This window comes from Jidongwangia harbinensis (assembly GCF_020216025.1).
GTDB classification, from domain to species: Bacteria; Actinomycetota; Actinomycetes; order Mycobacteriales; family Micromonosporaceae; genus Actinoplanes; species Actinoplanes harbinensis.
This window is the reverse complement of record NZ_JAIWNC010000021.1, coordinates 114,241-130,237: the sequence shown is the minus strand read 5'-3', so window position 1 is coordinate 130,237 and position 15,997 is coordinate 114,241. Positions and strand designations below refer to the sequence as shown.

19 protein-coding genes are annotated in these 15,997 nt (G+C 69.7%); 11 read left to right on the top strand and 8 right to left on the bottom strand.

Annotation, left to right across the window (positions count from 1 at the left end; genetic code table 11):
* Nucleotides 1-31 precede the first annotated feature (31 nt).
* Together LDL48_RS24785 and LDL48_RS24780 are read right to left on the bottom strand one after the other, a co-directional pair.
* On the bottom strand, nucleotides 32-790 hold the full coding sequence (locus LDL48_RS24785) for a class I SAM-dependent methyltransferase (protein ID WP_225257615.1): 759 nt from the start codon (nucleotides 788-790) through the stop codon (nucleotides 32-34).
* A gap of 228 nt (nucleotides 791-1,018) precedes the next feature.
* Nucleotides 1,019-1,648, bottom strand: a complete 630-nt coding sequence (locus LDL48_RS24780; protein ID WP_225257614.1) for a class I SAM-dependent methyltransferase — start codon at nucleotides 1,646-1,648, stop codon at nucleotides 1,019-1,021.
* A gap of 163 nt (nucleotides 1,649-1,811) precedes the next feature.
* Here LDL48_RS24780 and LDL48_RS24775 point away from each other — a divergent pair, with 163 nt between their 5' ends.
* Entirely contained in the window at nucleotides 1,812-2,672 is an 861-nt protein-coding gene (locus LDL48_RS24775; RefSeq protein WP_225257633.1) for a helix-turn-helix transcriptional regulator, read from the top strand.
* A gap of 853 nt (nucleotides 2,673-3,525) precedes the next feature.
* Here the strand turns inward: LDL48_RS24775 and LDL48_RS24770 are convergent.
* Nucleotides 3,526-4,464, bottom strand: coding sequence for a LysR family transcriptional regulator (locus tag LDL48_RS24770; RefSeq protein ID WP_225257613.1), 939 nt, complete (start codon nucleotides 4,462-4,464; stop codon nucleotides 3,526-3,528).
* Between the two features lie 116 nt (nucleotides 4,465-4,580).
* Between LDL48_RS24770 and LDL48_RS24765 the strand changes: the two genes are divergently transcribed.
* Both LDL48_RS24765 and LDL48_RS24760 read left to right on the top strand, forming a co-directional pair.
* Nucleotides 4,581-5,498 (top strand): NAD(P)H-binding protein, encoded by a 918-nt coding sequence (locus LDL48_RS24765; RefSeq protein WP_225257612.1) that lies wholly within the window; start codon nucleotides 4,581-4,583, stop codon nucleotides 5,496-5,498.
* Between the two features lie 222 nt (nucleotides 5,499-5,720).
* A complete protein-coding gene (locus LDL48_RS24760) occupies nucleotides 5,721-6,242 on the top strand; it encodes a GNAT family N-acetyltransferase (RefSeq protein WP_225257611.1) in 522 nt (173 codons plus the stop codon).
* 238 nt (nucleotides 6,243-6,480) lie between these two features.
* Here LDL48_RS24760 and LDL48_RS24755 read toward each other — a convergent pair whose 3' ends face one another.
* On the bottom strand, nucleotides 6,481-7,044 hold the full coding sequence (locus LDL48_RS24755) for an ArsR/SmtB family transcription factor (protein ID WP_225257610.1): 564 nt from the start codon (nucleotides 7,042-7,044) through the stop codon (nucleotides 6,481-6,483).
* 65 nt (nucleotides 7,045-7,109) lie between these two features.
* On the opposite strand from LDL48_RS24755, the gene LDL48_RS24750 reads away from it, so the two are divergent.
* On the top strand, nucleotides 7,110-7,679 hold the full coding sequence (locus LDL48_RS24750; RefSeq protein WP_225257609.1) for a dienelactone hydrolase family protein: 570 nt from the start codon (nucleotides 7,110-7,112) through the stop codon (nucleotides 7,677-7,679).
* A gap of 95 nt (nucleotides 7,680-7,774) precedes the next feature.
* Here LDL48_RS24750 and LDL48_RS24745 read toward each other — a convergent pair whose 3' ends face one another.
* Nucleotides 7,775-8,767, bottom strand: a complete 993-nt coding sequence (locus LDL48_RS24745) for a MerR family transcriptional regulator (RefSeq protein WP_225257608.1) — start codon at nucleotides 8,765-8,767, stop codon at nucleotides 7,775-7,777.
* 91 nt (nucleotides 8,768-8,858) lie between these two features.
* Here LDL48_RS24745 and LDL48_RS24740 point away from each other — a divergent pair, with 91 nt between their 5' ends.
* The gene (locus tag LDL48_RS24740; protein ID WP_225257607.1) at nucleotides 8,859-9,227 is read left to right on the top strand and encodes a hypothetical protein; all 369 of its coding nucleotides are present in this window, start codon (nucleotides 8,859-8,861) and stop codon (nucleotides 9,225-9,227) included.
* 94 nt (nucleotides 9,228-9,321) lie between these two features.
* Here LDL48_RS24740 and LDL48_RS24735 read toward each other — a convergent pair whose 3' ends face one another.
* Entirely contained in the window at nucleotides 9,322-9,708 is a 387-nt protein-coding gene (locus LDL48_RS24735; protein WP_225257606.1) for a tautomerase family protein, read from the bottom strand.
* 67 nt (nucleotides 9,709-9,775) lie between these two features.
* Here LDL48_RS24735 and LDL48_RS24730 point away from each other — a divergent pair, with 67 nt between their 5' ends.
* Nucleotides 9,776-10,249 carry a MarR family transcriptional regulator gene (locus tag LDL48_RS24730; RefSeq protein WP_225257605.1) on the top strand — a complete coding sequence of 158 codons (474 nt, stop codon included), beginning with the start codon at nucleotides 9,776-9,778 and terminating at the stop codon, nucleotides 10,247-10,249.
* A 147-nt stretch (nucleotides 10,250-10,396) separates the two neighbouring features.
* Here LDL48_RS24730 and LDL48_RS24725 read toward each other — a convergent pair whose 3' ends face one another.
* On the bottom strand, nucleotides 10,397-10,963 hold the full coding sequence (locus LDL48_RS24725; RefSeq protein ID WP_225257604.1) for a TetR/AcrR family transcriptional regulator: 567 nt from the start codon (nucleotides 10,961-10,963) through the stop codon (nucleotides 10,397-10,399).
* Nucleotides 10,964-11,058: 95 nt separating this feature from the next.
* Between LDL48_RS24725 and LDL48_RS24720 the strand changes: the two genes are divergently transcribed.
* Nucleotides 11,059-12,036 carry an NAD-dependent epimerase/dehydratase family protein gene (locus LDL48_RS24720; protein ID WP_225257603.1) on the top strand — a complete coding sequence of 326 codons (978 nt, stop codon included), beginning with the start codon at nucleotides 11,059-11,061 and terminating at the stop codon, nucleotides 12,034-12,036.
* Nucleotides 12,037-12,061: 25 nt separating this feature from the next.
* Nucleotides 12,062-12,892: an enoyl-CoA hydratase/isomerase family protein gene (locus LDL48_RS24715; RefSeq protein WP_225257602.1), complete on the top strand. Its 831-nt coding sequence runs from the start codon at nucleotides 12,062-12,064 to the stop codon at nucleotides 12,890-12,892.
* Between the two features lie 27 nt (nucleotides 12,893-12,919).
* Here LDL48_RS24715 and LDL48_RS24710 read toward each other — a convergent pair whose 3' ends face one another.
* A complete protein-coding gene (locus LDL48_RS24710) occupies nucleotides 12,920-13,555 on the bottom strand; it encodes a hypothetical protein (protein ID WP_225257601.1) in 636 nt (211 codons plus the stop codon).
* 247 nt (nucleotides 13,556-13,802) lie between these two features.
* Between LDL48_RS24710 and LDL48_RS24705 the strand changes: the two genes are divergently transcribed.
* The 3 genes from LDL48_RS24705 to LDL48_RS24695 all read left to right on the top strand — a co-directional run bounded on the left by LDL48_RS24705 (nucleotide 13,803) and on the right by LDL48_RS24695 (nucleotide 15,898).
* Nucleotides 13,803-14,159: a VOC family protein gene (locus LDL48_RS24705; protein WP_225257600.1), complete on the top strand. Its 357-nt coding sequence runs from the start codon at nucleotides 13,803-13,805 to the stop codon at nucleotides 14,157-14,159.
* A gap of 317 nt (nucleotides 14,160-14,476) precedes the next feature.
* Nucleotides 14,477-15,001 carry a YfbM family protein gene (locus LDL48_RS24700; protein ID WP_225257632.1) on the top strand — a complete coding sequence of 175 codons (525 nt, stop codon included), beginning with the start codon at nucleotides 14,477-14,479 and terminating at the stop codon, nucleotides 14,999-15,001.
* Between the two features lie 141 nt (nucleotides 15,002-15,142).
* Entirely contained in the window at nucleotides 15,143-15,898 is a 756-nt protein-coding gene (locus LDL48_RS24695; protein WP_225257599.1) for a hypothetical protein, read from the top strand.
* Nucleotides 15,899-15,997 lie beyond the last annotated feature (99 nt).

The following is a 15,997-nucleotide window of genomic DNA, read 5'->3' as shown; positions in this document are numbered from 1 at the left end:
GCCGACCACTATGAGAGCCGCATGTCTCGGGTCAGGGTGCGGTGGCGGTCGCGAACACGCGGCGCAGCGAGTCGAACGTCGCCAGTGAGCGCCGCCCCTCAGCCTGCAGAGACCTCACTGCCGCATCGGAGTCAACCGCCGCCACCGCCGCTTCCCACATTGCTCGCTCGGCTTGGCGCCATGCGGGCTTCTCCTGCACTTCCACGTCGGCGAAGCCTGCCTTCGCCAGATCTCGCCGGAGATCCACCGCACGGATACGCCGCGGGACCCGCTCATCCGACGCATCGACCGCTTCCCAACAAGTTACGGCGAGCCGACCGCCGGTTTTCAGGAGTCGACGGAACTCGAGCAGCGCGGCGAGCGGCGGCTCAGCAAATTGCACCGCGTCCACGCACATCAGCCCATCCGCGGTGCCCGAGGGCAGGCCAGCCGCGAGTAGGGTCCCCATCTGGAACGTGGACCGCCCTGCGGGCAGCAGACGTACGCTGTTTGCCTTCGCATGCTCCAGGGCCACAGCTGAGAAGTCCACGCCCACCAGGCGTGCGCCGGCACGTTGAGCGACCCCGATGCCATACCCGCCCCGCCCGCAGGCGACGTCGACCACCAGGCCGTCTGGCGCGAGACGCAAGCCCTCAGTCACTTCGGTGAGGCCCTGCCAGATGAGGGTGCCTGCGTCGCGCAGTTCCACCGGCATCCCCATGGCGCGGGCCATGATGGCGTCGCGGGTAGGTGAGACGGCCATGTCCGCGTACCACTGGTCGAAGTACACGCTGTCATGCACAACCGGCACAGCTGGCTCCTCTGATGGCATGGCGACACCGTACTGGTCCAAGGAAGCAAGACGGCGCATCCGCTCATCGGCTAGAAGCGGATGCCCACCGGGGCCGGTGCGCGGTGACGCCGGGTCGCGTGCGGGAATGTGGCAGACGAGTGTGGGGAACGTCTGGTTCCGCTGGTGATCGGTGGTGACTACGTGGAGGCGCCGTCGTCGCGAAGGTGCTGCGCGGCGCCCGCTGTCTCAGGCGACTGCGCGGAAGAAGGAGTAGTGCCCGGCGATCCGGCGGCTGCCGTGGCCGGTCTGGGAGACCTCGGTCAGCCCGCCCTGGCGGATGACCGCTTGGATCCGTTGCGGGGTGTGTCCGGCCAGCCGCGGGTGCTGGTGGCCTCGCGTGCCCGGGCGTGGTGTCCCGTCCGCGTCGAGCAGGTGCAGCTCGCCACCGGGGCGCAGGATCCGGCGGATCTCGCGCATCGCCGCCACCTGTGGCTCCTCGTCGAGGTGGTGCAGCATGTAGGAGGACAGCACCCGGTCGAGGCTGTCGTCCGGCAGCGGCAGCTCGTCAGCGTACGCGAGCATGAACTGCACCGTCAGGCCGCGGCGGGCGGCCTTGCGGCGGGCCTTGCGCAGCGCGGCCGGGTCGGGGTCGATCCCCATCAGGTCGGCCTGCGGCACTCGGCGGCCGAGCTGCATGAGCAGGTCGCCGGGTCCGCAGCCGACCTCCAGTACGCGGTGGCCGGGCTGAACGCCGGCGCGATCGAGCAGCTGCCCGTGCACCTGGGAGATGCCGGCCGCCCGGGTGAACGGGTCGTAGAGGAACAGCATCCAGTGCCGGCCCATCGCCGGGATGAACGGCCGTGCGGCTCCGGTCATGACAGCCTCCCGCAGTAGTGATCAGACGAACTTCGGTCGTACTCTCAGCGTTGTGCCCAAGCAGAGCCAGGACATCGCCGGATCCGTGGCAGGGATAGGACATTCTTCAGATGCTCCGGCGCACGCACGGCCGACCCGGATGGCCCGCCGGACCACCGGCGGCGTGCCGGTCGCGGTGTTCCGCCGGTTACCCGGCATCCCGCCGGTTGCGGTGACCCGGCTGCCCGACCGGCCGCTGACGCCACAGCCGCTGCCCGGCCCGCAGACGCATACGCACGACTTCCTGGTCCTGCTGTACGCACATCGCGCCGGCGGCAGCTTCCTGATCGACGACCGTGCATGGAACGTGGTCGACGGCGATCTGTTTGTGATCGCGCCGGGCCAGGTGCTGTCCTTTCCGCAGCCGGCCGACCGAATCATCGAGGACGGATGGGTGGTGTTCTTCCCGGCCGATGTGATCCGCGGCGGGGCGTACTCGTGGCGAGCCCACCCGCTGCTGTTCCCGTTCGCCTGCGGCGCCGACCGGACGCAGCGGCTGCGGGTCCCACCGGCGCAGCGGCCCGGCTGGGTGGAGCGGATCAGCGCACTCGACGGCGAGTTGCAGACCCGTGGAACCGGATGGTCGGAGGCGTCGCTGGCACACCTCATGCTGGTGCTGGTCGCGGCGGCCCGGCTGGCCGGTGACGTCGCCGGTGACCTGCGCGCGGCCGACGAGCCGCTGCTGGCCGCGGTGTTCGACGTGATCGAGCACCGGTTCGCCGAGCCGATCTCGCTGGCGGACGTGGCCGACGAACTGGCGCTGACCCCGGGGCACCTGACCACTTCGGTACGCCGCCGGACCGGCCGAACCGTGCAGCAGTGGCTCACCGAGCGGCGGATGCAGGAGGCCCGTCGGTTACTGACCGAGACTGACCTGACGGTGGCGGCGATCGCCCACCGGGTCGGCTTTCCCGACGCCAGCTACTTCATCCGACGTTTTCGGACCGAGCACCAGATCACGCCCGCGCTCTGGCGGCGCCGCTGACCTGGTGGCCATGAAGGGCGCGCCTGCCACCCCGCTCAGGACGGCCCGAACTACGCGCCGACTGATCAGCGAGATCAGGTGCCCGCCCTATGTAGAGATTTTCCCAGAGTTACTCGGGCAGGCTTCCATCCGCGGTGGCAAACCACCACCGCAGAGGAGGATATCGACATGCGATCTCGCCTGGCCGTAACGGCCACAACAGCCGTCCTCGCGACCGTGACCCTGGTACTCGGGTCCGGGGGGACAGCCCACGCCGCCGACCGGCCCGACAACCACCCCGACAGGGTCACCGTGGCGTACTGCCACGAAACCGGCGGTTCTGTCTGGCCGATTGGGCTTGCCGGATCCGTCTGTATCTGGTTTGGCCCCAACGGTTTCGTCGACGCCGAATCCGCGCAGATCACGGGCTAGCCAGAACAGCAGTGCGCTGACATCCCTCTGCGATCAGGCGGTTCCACCGCGTGGTGCGGGCCTGGCAGGGCTCGTCGTTCTCCGCCGTGTCCGATAGTTGAAGGCGGGGTGCTCTGCAGGGCTCGACGGCCGGCCGCCACGGTTTCTTCGTAGCCGAGGCCGGCCGGCCGTGCTGGGGCGGAAGTGAGTCGGCGCGGTCGGAATCTTCGGTTTCATCGGGTGGCGTTTCGCGGCGCGACGGCGACAAGCCGGGCGGCGTCGGCGATGACGTGGATCAAGGCGAGCGTGGCGGCCGGTGCCGGTGTCCTCGGCGACGGTGCCCGGCATGACTGCGGTGACCAGCGCGAAGGCGGCTCCGGCGGGCCGGCGTCGTGCGGCCGGATAGCGGAGGGCCAGGCGGAAACGATGACGGCGCGCCGGGCGGGCGGGCCTGTGCCGCGGGCTATTGCTCCCGGGCCGGACGGAGTACCCGGCGTACGGCGTTACGTAGCCAGTGGTGGGCCGCGTCGGCGGTGTGGCGTGGGTGCCAGGCCATGCCGATCGTCAGTGGTGGCAGCGGTACCGGGATGTCGAGCAGGCGCAGTCCGAGCGCGTGCGCGGCGTCGCTGAGTGGTGAAGGGGGCTCGCCCGGCAGTGCGGTCGGCACCAGGCAGACCACGTCGCCGACTGCGGCCAGCGCCATCGCCGCCAGGTGTCCGGGCAGGACGGCGTTGACCTGCCGGCTGAGCCCGTGCTCCGCCAAGGCGGTATCCAGTGGGCCGGTGAAACGTCCCCGGCGGCTGACCGCCACATGCTCTGCCGCGGCCAGCCTGCCGGGCGTCACGGTTCCTTCGGTGAGTGGGTGTCCTGCCCTGACGCCGGCCGCCATCCGGAGCGTGACCAGGTCTTCGACCTGGGTTTCCGGGTCGATGTGGTCGATGGACCCGATTTCCAGATCGATCCGGCCGTCGCGCAGAGCGGGACTCGCTTCCCAGTCCTCGGCCAGCACTCGTAGTGAGACGCCGGGCGCCTGGCGCCGGGCCAGGGCCAGCAGGCCCGGCGCCAGTGCGGCGCCGACGAGGTCCGAGGCCTGGACGGTGAAGGTGCGCCGCAGTGCGGTGGGGTCGATCCCGCCGCTCGGGGTGAGTAGTGCCTCCAGCCGGCGGACCACGGCGGCGGCTTCCTCTCGCAGTGCCTCGGCGCGGGGCGTGGGCACCATCGCCTGTCCGGCCCGCACCAGTAGCGGATCCTGGAGCACCCGGCGCAGCCGCGCCAGGGTGCGGCTCATCGCCGCGGGGGAGGTGTGTAGCCGCGCGGCTGCCCGGGTGACGCTCTGCTCGGTCAGCAGGGCGTCGAGGGCGATGGCGAGGTTGGCGTCAAGGTTCGGAGCTGGGCTGGTCACCGACGTTATTCCGTTTCGAGCAATGATTGGTTGCTGTAGTTCCCATTGTGGCAATGCGGTCCGGGTCCGCACCCTGGAGGGGTCATTTCCGCTGCGAGACCGACCGCGAGGTTTGCATGATTGTCATTACCGCTCCCACCGGGAACATCGGCCGGCGGCTGCTGTCGCTGCTGGTCCAGGCCGCGCCGGCACGCGGGGAGGAGTTACGGGTCGTCGTCCGCGATCCGGCCCGGCTCGACGAGGCCGTACGCGGGCGGGTCGAGGTGGTCACCGGCTCGCACGGCGACGCCGCGACGGTCGAGCGCGCCTTCGCCGGGGCCGACGCGGTCTTCTGGTTGGTGCCACCGGACGCTTCGGTCACGCCCGACGAGGCGTACCGCGGCTTCACCCGACCGGCCGCGCGGGCGTTCGCCGCTCACGGCGTCGGCCATGTCGTCGGCGTCTCGGCGCTCGGCCGCGGTACCCCGTTGGCCGATCAAGCCGGGCTGGTCACCGCCTCGCTGGCCATGGACGACCTGATCGCCGACTCGGGCGTCGCCTACCGGGCCCTGGCCAACCCGTCGTTCTTCGAGAACCTGCTGGAGGACGCCGAGTCGATCCGCGACACCGGCGTCTTCGCCGACACCGCCGCCGCGGACCGTCCGGCGCCGATGGTGGCCGTCGCCGACATCGCCGCGACCGCGGCAGAGCTGTTGCTGGACCGCTCCTGGACCGGCGTCGGCAGTGTTCCGGTGCTCGGCCCGCAGAACCTATCGCCCAACCACCTGGCCCGCATCATGACCGAAGAATTGGGCCGTCCGGTCCGCTACCAGCGCCAGTCGCTCGAAGAACTGCGGTCCACCATGCTCGGCTACGGCCTCAACGAGGCGTTCGTCGAGGGCATGGTCGAGATGAAGCGCGCCAAGGACCAGGGCCTGGACTCCGGCGTCGCCCGCTCACCGCAGGCGGGCCCGGCCACCACATTCGCGCAGTGGTGCGCGCAGACCCTCAAACCCGCGGTCCTCGCCACACCGGAGGCAGCCGACGCCCACTGACCGGACCGAGGATCAGCGGACCGATCCGTGACTGGACCTCCCGCGATCGCCCGGTCGATCAGCATCGAGACGTGCGGCGGATCCTGCGCGCGGTCGTCCGGACAATTTCGCGGTCCCAGATCATGACTCCACCGTAGGCAGGGCGCCTGAGGTAAGCCTTTAGTGACCCGGGGGAACGCCCACCCCCGGGACGCAAACAACCTGCAGGAGTGAGATGGGGCGATGTCGTACCCGCGGATTCGCCTGACCGATCGGCTGCGCCTGGAGCCGGTCGACGTCAAACACGCCGATGACCTGTTCGACCTGTATCTCGATCCGGCCGTGGCCGAGTGGTACGGCAGGTGGACGCGCGAACAAGTGGACCGGGAAGTCGCCAGGATCGCCCGGTCGTGGTCGGTCGACGGGGTCCACAAGTGGATGGCGTACCACCGTGCGACCGGTGAACTCGTCGGACGCGGAGGCTTGTCGCGCAAGCACGTCGACGGCCGCGAGCGTCTGGAGCTCGGCTGGGCACTGCACCGCAGATTTTGGGGGCAGGGTTACGCCACCGAGATCGGGCGAGCGGGTCTGGCGTTCGCATTCGACGAACTCGACGCCGACGAGGTCGTGTCCTTCACCGAGGTGCACAACCATCGTTCCCGGGCCGTCATGGAGCGTCTCGGATTCCGATACGGCAAGGACATGTCCATCAACGGCGAGTCCTTCGCGCTGTACCTGCTGAACCGTGCCTCCACGGACGGCTAGGCACCGTGAGAACCATGGGGTGACCGGGACCAGGGCGCTGCGGCGATCCCGTCAGGTGAGGAGGCGGCAGGTCCGGCATCGACGCGGTCATCGCGGATCCGGGTCTGGAGGCATGGGCGGTCGGCGTCGATGACAGCCTGCCATGGCGGGTGACGAACTGAATCCCGTACCGCCCCCGGCCGGGCGGGAGGAAGGCGAGGGTCACGTCCTGGACGAGCGTGGCTGAACGGCCGGGCGATCACTGCGGCGCCGGCAGGGTCGGGTGGTCGGTGGGGTAGACGCCGATCGCGAAGCCGTACGTGGTGTCGCCGGACCTGGGCATCCGGTCGAACTCGTCGACCAGTTTCGCCATCCGGTCCCAGAACTGGGAGGCCTGCTCCTCCGAGATGCGCGCATGCCGGATGAAGCCCCAGAGTTTTCCCTGCTCGAACGCCTCGGCGGACTCGCGGGCGGCCACCTCGAAGTCGTTGAAGTCGCGCGGCATCTGGTCACCGGCGGGTGATGGCTCGGCCGCTACGTGGAACAGGCGCGCGGTGCGCCCGTAGAAGCGCTCCTCGATCGCTCGCACCTTCCGCGTACGCACCACCCGGAGCAGGCCGTTCCGTGTCAGCACGTCCACGTGGTGCGCGACCGTGCTCTTGGGGCGCTCCACCGCCTCCGCCAGCTCGGTCACGGTCGCGGCCCGCTCGTGGAGCAGCTGCAGGATCGTCGTGCGGAGCGGGTGGCCGATGGCCTTCACCTGGTCCGGCCTGGTGAGTGCCATTCGATCGGCTAGCTCGTAGTCCGGCGGGTTGTCTGCCATGGCGCAACAGACTAGCATCGCGGAACGTTCCAAAAATCCCGATCGTTCGTAGGGAGTTCACCGCCGTGACCGACGTGCTGCTCTACCACCACATTCAAGGCCTGACCGACGGGGTCCGGAGCTTCGCCGACAGCCTGCGGCAGGCCGGGCACACCGTGCACACGCCGGACCTGTTCGACGGCCACACGTTCGGCAGCATCGAGGATGGGTTCGGATTCGCCCGAGAGGCGGGCCTCGACGCAATCCGGGAGCGCGGCGCCGCTGCGGCCGACGAACTCGGTCCCGGACTCGTCTACGCCGGGTTCTCCTTCGGCGTGACGATCGCCCAGCAGCTCGCGCAGACCCGGCCCGGTGCCCGCGGGGCACTCCTGATCTACTCCTGCCTTCCGGTCACGGAATTCGGGAAGACCTGGCCCGAGGGCGTGCCGGTGCAGATCCACGGCAAGGAGGGCGACGAGTTCTTCGACGAGGACCTGCCGGCCGCACGCGAGCTCGCCGCCTCCACGGCGGACGCCGAGCTGTTCGTCTATCCCGGCGACCAGCACCTCTTCGCCGACTCCTCGCTCGAGGCGTACGACCCCGAGGCTGCCGCGTTGCTGATGGAACGGGTGCGGGCCTTTCTCGCCGCTGTCTGACCACTGTGGTCTGGACCAGGAGACCTACGCGATTGTGCTGTTCTCCGGCTCATGGCCGAACGAGTCGGAGATCGGGTGCCTCGATGGTGCCGCCGTCAGGAAGCCGGATCGGCGGACGCATGCAGTGCCGCGGCCAGCCACTCGAACGGGAACCGCTGCGGCGGCCCGTCGTTCACCGCGGTGACCAGCGCCATGTACCGGTCGAACGGTCCCTCCGGGTCCGGCGGGTTGCGGTCCCACTCGGCGCCTTGCCGCATGTGGCCGGCCGCCTCGATCCTGAACTCGGGCGTGTCCGGCCTCCCCGGGCTGTCGGGTGTCGCGAAGACGCCGGACAGCCACCCGATCCACCGGTCGGCAATGGCACGTCCCTGCGGCGAGTCCGGCGGCACCCCGTCCCGCGCCGCGTCCATCGCCGCCTGACCGATCGGCGTGGCCGCCTCCAGGGTGTCCAGCATCGGCGACGAGGTCATCAGCGGCCCGGCACCGGTGGTGCACACCTCGTACAACTCGCGGCGCACGGCCTGCCGGACCTCGGTGTCACGGACCAGTTCGGCCAGCTCGATCCACGCCTCCAGCTGTGCCGCGGTGGGTTCGTCGGGCAGTTCCGGACGGGCCGCCCGCCACCACTGAACCATTCGCTCCGGCGGCTCCCAGCCGGTCGTGACCTCGGCCCAGAACTCGTCGATCAGCCGGTCGCGTTCCTCGTCCGGCATGCCGACCAACTTGTGCATCAGCGTGACCTGCTCGGCGGTGGAGTCCTGTCGCACGATGGCGGACAGCACCGCGCGACGGCTGCGCAGCCGCGCCTCCTGCCGTGCCAGCAGAGCCAGGTGGGTGGTGGCCAGCTCGCGCAGCGTCGCCTCGCCGGCCAGTACCCGCCGGATCTCGTCCAGGCCGGCGTCGAGTTCCCGCAGCGTCCGGACCAGCTCCAGCCGGGCGATGGCCGACACGTCGTACAGGCGGTGACCGGCCGGCGTGCTGGCAGCCGGCGTGACGACCCCGGCGTCCGCGTAGTACCGGACGGCGCTGACGCTCAGGCCGGTCCGCCGCGCGACATCCCCGATGGCGTACAGCTCGTTCATGTCCACGCCGCACACTATGCGATCTCAAGCGGCTTGAGACGCAAGCCCGCCAGGGGAGGCGACGGGCTCGTCCTGCCGTCAGCGATCATCAACCCTCATGGAGGACCAGCAGGCGCCGCGGTCGGCCGAGGGTGAGGCCAAGGTCGTCACGCTCTGCGGCTCGACCAGGTTCGAGGCTGAGTTCGCGGAGGTCAACCAGCGGCTCACGCTGGAAGGCTGCGTCGTGATCAGCCTCGGCATGTTCCGGCTCCCCGACCTGCCGGACTACGACTGGACAGCCGACAGCTCGGACCTGAAGGGACGGCTCGGCGGCGTACACCGTCAGAAGATCCGCATGGCGGACGAGGTGTACATCGTGGATCCGGGCGGCTACGTAGGTGAGTCGACCCGGCGGGAGATCGCCTACGCGAAGTCGCTCGGCAAGCCGGTTCGGTACCTGAGTCGCGAGCGCGGCCCTCACGATTGAGTACGACCGGCGCGCCGTGACTCCGCTACGCGTGCACCCCGCACGGCCCGGTTGCACACCAATGCATCTGCCGCTCCTGGAGTCGGCGGGACAGTTACGACGTGACCACGACTCCGCCGATGCCTGAACGCCCGGCCGGAGTGCCCACCAGCTCGACCGTCACGCCGGCGCGGACACGTTCTCCGAAGACGTCGACGACCGCGTCCGTGACCCCGGAGACGAGACGGGCGACGATCTCGTCGGCGTCCGGCCGGCTGAAGGCGGCCTCCTTGATGCCGAACGTGACACTGGGCGCGGGTGATCGTGCCGGCGCGCCGCCGACACCCCATCGGTGGGGCGGCAGGCCGATCAACTGCACGACCGCGATGCTGCGAGCCCAGTCCCCGTAGACGGCCACGATCGCGTCGGTCAGCTTCTCGATGAGTACGGTCTCGCGACCGGCCAGGTCGCTCTCCAGCACGTGGACGCTGAGGTGGGGCATACCATCCTCCGAGAACCGTTTGGACACAAACAATCTTTGCAAGCAAAGGTATTTGGGAGGTGGGTGGATGTCAACGCCGGACACCACGGACGACGCGGTCCGGGAGTTGCTCCTCGTGATGCCGAGGCTGGTCGGCAGGATCAAGCGCCTGCCGTTGCCGGAACAACTCCGGTCACTCGACCTGGCACCCAGGCACCTGTCGCTGCTGTCTCTGCTCCTGCTCGACGGTCCGCTGACCGTCTCGCAACTGGCCGAGATGCTCGGCGTGGCACCGACCACGGTGAGCCTCATCGTGAGCGATCTGAGTCGCAGAGCGGTCCTGGTGCGGCGCGAGGACGACGCCGACCGTCGCCGGCGCATCATCGACATCACTCCCGAAAGCCGCCCCGCCATCACCCAGTGGCTCTCGCCAGGTGCCCATGCGTGGCGGCACGCCCTCGCGCCGCTGACCGCGGCACAGCAACGGACGTTCGTCGACACCCTGCTCCGGTACGAGGAGGCCGTCTCCACGGCGAGGCAGGCCACCCCGAAGCGCGAATAAGGCCTGTTTCGAAACAGGTCATAGAAGCCCCGTGGCACATGCCGGGTCAGCCGTTCGACGCCGGCGTCATCCCCACGAGGAGATTCAACCCCTGGTCACCGACGGCGGCGCGGCGGTATCGAGTCTGGTGCTCGCGGTGTCGTCACCTCAGCTCGCGGGAAGCAGTCCGACCAGGGTGTCGAGGATCTCGTCGGCGTCGGTCTTCCACTTGTCCCGGGTGAGCTGACCGCTGGCTTCCATGCCTATCGCCCCGTGTACGCCGCTGAGCAGCACGGCTCCGAAACGGTGGGCCTGGGTGTCACCGACCAGGTCGCTCAAGGCCGCGACGAACGGGCCCTGGCTGCGCGCGGCGGCCTGCAGCACTTCGGGTCCGGCCGGTGGCCGGTGCATCAACCGGTAGAGGTGCGGTCGTTCCCTGGCGGTGGCGAGCATCCCGGCGAGCATCGCCCGCACCTTGTCCCGGGTGGGCATGCCGGGGTGCGCGCCCAGCGTGCCGGCCTGGTCGGCCAACGCGTTCCAGGCCTGTGCCGCGATCGCGGTCAGGAGGTCGTCCTTGTCGGCGAAGTGCCGGTAGGGCGCGCCGCGACTGACGCCCGCCCGTGCGCCCACCTCCCGCAGCGTCACCGCCTCCGGTCCGCCTTCGTCGAGCAGCCCGGCCGCGGCGTCGAGGAGGGCACGACGGGTGGCGGCGGCTGACTCGGTGCGGGTGATCACCAAATCATCCTACAGAGTTGACAACGTCACCTGAAAGCCTCAACCTAAGTCAGGTGACAGCGTCAACCGGACGCGTCGAAACCCTGGGGGTTCCCATGGACATCTTTCTCACCGGCGGCTCCGGCTCCGCCGGCGGCGCGATCATCCGCCGCCTGATCGCCGACGGGCACACCGTGCACGCCCTCGCCCGGTCCACCGCCGCCGCGGAGACGGTCAAGGCCGCCGGAGCCGTGCCGGTGCGCGGCGACCTGGCGGCGGCGACGGCCACGCCGGCCTGGCTGGACGTCCTCGGGCGGGTCGACGCCGTGGTGCACGCGGCGGCGTTCATGGAGTTCTGGGGTCCGGATCAGGTGTTCGTCGACCGCAACCTGCGGCCGACGGTCGCGCTCTACCAGGCCGCGGTGGCCGCGCGGGTCAAGCGCTTCGTGCTGATCTCGGCGGCCAGCGTGTCCACCGGCAGCAACCGGGCGGACAGGATCAACGAGGGTTCCGACCCGGGACGGCCGAACATCGCGTACAGCCGGGTCAAACTCCGCACCGAACAGGACATGCTCGCTCTGCCGCACGGCGACACCACCCTGGTGATTCTTCGGCCGCCCTTCCTCTGGGGCAGTCGCAGCGCGCACAACCTGGAGGGATTCGTCGAGTCGGTCGAAGCCGGCCGGTTCTCGTGGATCGACGGAGGCCGTCATCTGGTCGACCACTGCCACTTCGACAACCTCGCCCACGCCGTCACGCTGGCGATGACCCGCGGGGAACACGGCCTCGTCTGCTACATCACCGACGGCGACCCCCGTCCGGCCCGGCAGTTCTTCACCCCGCTGCTCGCCACCCGCGGGATCGACGTGAGCGGCGCCGGCAGTTTCCCCCGGGCGATGGCCGCACCGGTCGCCACCCTGATGGAGACCGCCGCCAAGGCCCGGCGCAGCACCACTCCGCCGCCCCTCACGCACTGGATCGTCACCTTCATGGGCCGCGACCGGGTCTACGACATCACCCGCGCCCGCACCAGCCTGGGTTACCAGCCGACGATCTCCGTCGACGAGGGCCTGCGTCGCATGGCCCGATCCTGAATCCCCTCGCACCGGAAGGAAACCCATGAAGCAGTTCACCATCTCCGAGGTCTCTGCGTACGTCCGTAGAATCACCTTCGCCAACCCGCCCGTGAACCTCGTCGGGGCGGACACTCTCGCCGAACTGTCCGAAGCGGTCGAGATCCTCAGCCACGACGACCACGCTCGGGTCGTGATCTTCGACAGTTCCGTCCCCGGCTTCTTCCTCAACCACGCCGACTCGGAGGACTTCGCACGACTGCTCGCGATGACCGGCCCGGACGCGGCAACCCCTGTCTTCGTCGACCTGACGACCCGCCTGGCCGCCGCGCCATTCGTCAGCATCGCCGCGATCCGGGGCCGCGCCCGGGGAGGTGGCGCGGAGCTCACGCTCGCCTTCGACCTGCGCTACGCCAGCCGGGAGGAAGCGATCTTCAGTCAGCCGGAGGTCGCCCTGGGGCTGATACCGGGCGGTGGCGCCGGCGAGCGCCTGCCCCGGCTCATCGGCCGCGACCGCGCACTCGAAGTGTTCCTGAGCTGCCACGACTACGACGCCGACCAGGCCGAACACTACCGCTGGGTAACCAGAACGGTCCCGGACACCGAACTGGACGCCTTCGTGAACGCCACCGCCATGCGTATCGCCGCCTTCGACAAGCAGGCCCTCGGCGCGGTCAAGAAACAGGTCAACCGGGCCACCCTGCCACCGAGGGAAGACCTGCTGGCCTCCTCCACCGCGTTCGCCGCCGCCGCGTCCGGGCCCGGCTTCCAGGACCGCGTCCAAGCCCTGGGTGAACTCCTCGCCGCGGTCGGCGCCGAAGAGGTCGAGCGCAACATGGGCCGTTACCTCGGCATGACAGCGATTCCCCGACGGTAGGCGGCACGGGGGCGTCCTGACCGCGGGCTATCCGAAGACGCGTTTTGCCCATCGCACCTCACCACCACCGTCGACGTAGAACAAAGCCACGACGATGTCGCGTTCGGTGTCCGTGAACGGGATGGGACCGTCACCCCATTGGCGGAACCACGCGGTCACCGTTCCCGCGCTGGCGGCCGGCGCCCTCACGGCAGGGGTGGGGAACGTGTGGATGCCGTTGGGATCGGTGTAGTTGCTTTCCGCCATCCCGGCCAGCCATTCATAACGCTGGGCCAGTACCTCGTAAGCGCTGCCCCAGCTCGACCCGGTCGCACCCTCGGCGTTCCAGCCTCCGTCCGCGGCCAGGGGACGCGGCGGAGTCACTCGCCCGTCAAGCGCGATGAGCTGGAACGACCCGTCGGAGTGAGCTGACGCCGACCATCGGACCTGTACCACCACGGTCTGGTCCGCGCTGTGGAACCGCGTTGCCGTGCGCGGGGGTGCGCCGAGCCGAACCACTACACCCTCGAAAGTGTCCTGGGTGGCAAGAGCAACCTCCACGTGTACGGCCAGCCGATCGCCGCCCCGAGTCCACTCCCGTTCCCGCTGTACGCGCAGGAGCGCAACGCCCGCGACGACAACCACTGCGGCTGTGGCCACAGCGGCGATCACGGCCCGTCTCATGGCCGTATTGTCACAGACGTCATCGTCCATCAGGGGCCGACGCGGTTGCTGTCCGCCGCCCGGCAGCCCGGGAGCCTGCGACGGCGCTCGGGACGTATCTGAAGCCTGATCAAAGCCACGCTGGAGGAGAAACCGCGATTGCGGCGAGTAGGTGTGCGAACCGCGCCGGCACATGACTCGGGGAGGCTCCACCGGTCAGGCCGATTTGCGTTTGATGGCGGCCCGGTGGGGGCCTACGGTGCTCCGGATGAGACTGCGTCACGTGACTGTCGATTGTGCGAACCCATATGAGCTGGCCACGTTCTGGAGCGGACTGACCGGCTGGCCGATTTCCGGAATTGATCAACCCGGCGACGACGAGGTCCTCATCGAGGCGCCCGACCCGGTGCCCGGTCTGCTGTTCGTCCGGGTCCCTGAGGCGCGCGCGGCCAAGAACCGGGTCCACCTCGACTGGAAGCCCGACGGGCGATCCCGCGACGAGGAGGTCGAACGGGCCGTCGGCCTCGGCGCCACGGTGTACGAAGACCATCGCGGTCCCGAGGACCGAGGTTGGGTGACGCTGCGCGATCCCGAAGGCAATGAGTTCTGCATCGAACGGCAGTGAGGTCAACGGCAGCATCGGAGGTATGGGCCCGCTCCACCGATGCGGGACAGCCGGCCAGGCTGAACGGCGGACCCCGGACCGCATGGGTGAGCAATGCCGTTGCAGGGGCCCATGGACGAAATCGGCATTCCGGCACGGTGTTCGTATCTTGATCGGGGCGCCGGAGGCCCCAGGGACCCGTAGCCGTCGAGTGCAAAGGCCCTGACGGGCCGCCCGACCGGTACGGCGAAGGCCGAGGATCCATTCGGCGCCGGCCCGTTTGCGCCGGCCTGGGACGGGGCCGCGTCGTAGCCGGCGTCTACGCTGCCGCCGTGAGCATGAACGGCAACTGGCTGCGTGTCACCCCGGACGAACTGGAACACGCCAGGAACGACCTCGACTGGGCCTTCGACCTCGCCGGCACGGAACGCGACGGTAACTCCGGGCGTTGGTGCGGCATCGACAAGGCGTGGAACGGACTCGATTTTCTGCTCAACCGGCTCGGCTTCGAAACGCCGCTGGTCTTCGGCGCGGAGAGCTTCATCGAGCTGCCGGATGCCGAACCCGACAGCGATGAGATGTTCGACTTTCTGGACGACCTCGAGCACGACTGGGGCTACGGTCCACCCGCGTATCTGACGCCGCCGCAGGTGGCAGCCGCGGCCTCGCAGCTGGCTCGGATCACCGAGGACGACCTCCTCCGCGGCGTCGATCCGGCGGAATTGCAGAGGGCCGAGGTCTACCCCGGCACCTGGGACCGCCCTGGCGAGCTGGCGTGGGTCGCCCACTACCTCCCGGACGTCCGGACCTTCTTCTCCGCAGCCGCCAAGGACGGCGACGCGGTGATCTGCTGGCTCGACTGAACCGCAACACACCAGGCCGGGTCTGCGCACCGGGAGGGCGGCGGCCACCCGGCGATGGCCGAGTCGTACCCGATCCGGGCGACCAGGCGCTCCGACCCGGAGGTCGGGCAGACCAGCGAAGGTGGTTGATACCGTTCCGGCGTGCATGCCCTCGCGCCTACGCGCCCGTTCCCGGCCGCTGCCGAGGTGTCGTGGGCCGACGCTATGGAGGCGTGGGCAACGGTCGGTGGTGCCCTCGCGGCGACGGCGGCGGCGCTCTTCACCGGCTGGCTGCTGCTCCACGAGAGGAGTCAGGCACGCCTGGCCCGCGCGGACGCCGCTCAGGCGCACGCGCGGTCCATGGCGGTTGTGGATTTCACCCCCGGCACGAAGGCCGCCGAGGAGAACGGGCCGCTCCCCGGGCAGGTGGTGCTGTTCGGAGGCGGGGGAGTCCTGCACAACTTCGGCAGCTCGCCGGCGTTCGACGTAGCGCTGTATGTCAATTTCCGGCAGGTGCCTGCCACCTCGCCTGCCCAGCCGGTGAGACGGCCCGTCGGCGCGGACTCGGCCAGGAACGTGGACCTGCTGGTCTCCCACGCGGTGGTGAAGGCCGGCGGGGCAGAGCCGTTCCGGGCCGCGTTCACCCGGCCCGCCGACACCAGCGCTTCGGCGCTGGCGGCCGGACAGATCGTCGACATGGGCGGGGTACGGGAGGACGGCGTTGTCCTGATCGGCCACCCGCGGGTGCTGGACAAGAGTATCGAGCCGGTGCTGGCCTTCACCGATGCTGACGGCCGCCGGTGGCTGCGTTTCGGCGCCGGTTCGCCGACGCTGTCTCCGTACCCGATCGAACTTGAATGGGAATTTCTCAACTCCGATCTTCTCGGTAGGCAGCTGCAGCGACCGGATGGCCGGTGATCATCCCGGGGTCCGACCGGCACCGCCGCGGCTCGGTAGGTCGCTGCCCGGACCGTGCGCCCGTCACGTCGGCGCGCGCTTTCCGCCGATGAGACGGCA

Bases quoted from the DNA above. Each gene is read 5' to 3' on its own strand.
- LDL48_RS24780 (WP_225257614.1), bottom strand. From the start codon at position 1,648: ATGACCGGAGCCGCACGGCCGTTCATCCCGGCGATGGGCCGGCACTGG.
- LDL48_RS24765 (WP_225257612.1), top strand. From the start codon at position 4,581: ATGATTGTCATTACCGCTCCCACCGGGAACATCGGCCGGCGGCTGCTG.
- LDL48_RS24760 (WP_225257611.1), top strand. From the start codon at position 5,721: ATGTCGTACCCGCGGATTCGCCTGACCGATCGGCTGCGCCTGGAGCCG.
- LDL48_RS24755 (WP_225257610.1), bottom strand. From the start codon at position 7,044: ATGGCAGACAACCCGCCGGACTACGAGCTAGCCGATCGAATGGCACTC.
- LDL48_RS24740 (WP_225257607.1), top strand. From the start codon at position 8,859: ATGGAGGACCAGCAGGCGCCGCGGTCGGCCGAGGGTGAGGCCAAGGTC.
- LDL48_RS24735 (WP_225257606.1), bottom strand. From the start codon at position 9,708: ATGCCCCACCTCAGCGTCCACGTGCTGGAGAGCGACCTGGCCGGTCGC.
- LDL48_RS24730 (WP_225257605.1), top strand. From the start codon at position 9,776: ATGTCAACGCCGGACACCACGGACGACGCGGTCCGGGAGTTGCTCCTC.
- LDL48_RS24720 (WP_225257603.1), top strand. From the start codon at position 11,059: ATGGACATCTTTCTCACCGGCGGCTCCGGCTCCGCCGGCGGCGCGATC.
- LDL48_RS24715 (WP_225257602.1), top strand. From the start codon at position 12,062: ATGAAGCAGTTCACCATCTCCGAGGTCTCTGCGTACGTCCGTAGAATC.
- LDL48_RS24710 (WP_225257601.1), bottom strand. From the start codon at position 13,555: ATGAGACGGGCCGTGATCGCCGCTGTGGCCACAGCCGCAGTGGTTGTC.
- LDL48_RS24705 (WP_225257600.1), top strand. From the start codon at position 13,803: ATGAGACTGCGTCACGTGACTGTCGATTGTGCGAACCCATATGAGCTG.
- LDL48_RS24700 (WP_225257632.1), top strand. From the start codon at position 14,477: ATGAACGGCAACTGGCTGCGTGTCACCCCGGACGAACTGGAACACGCC.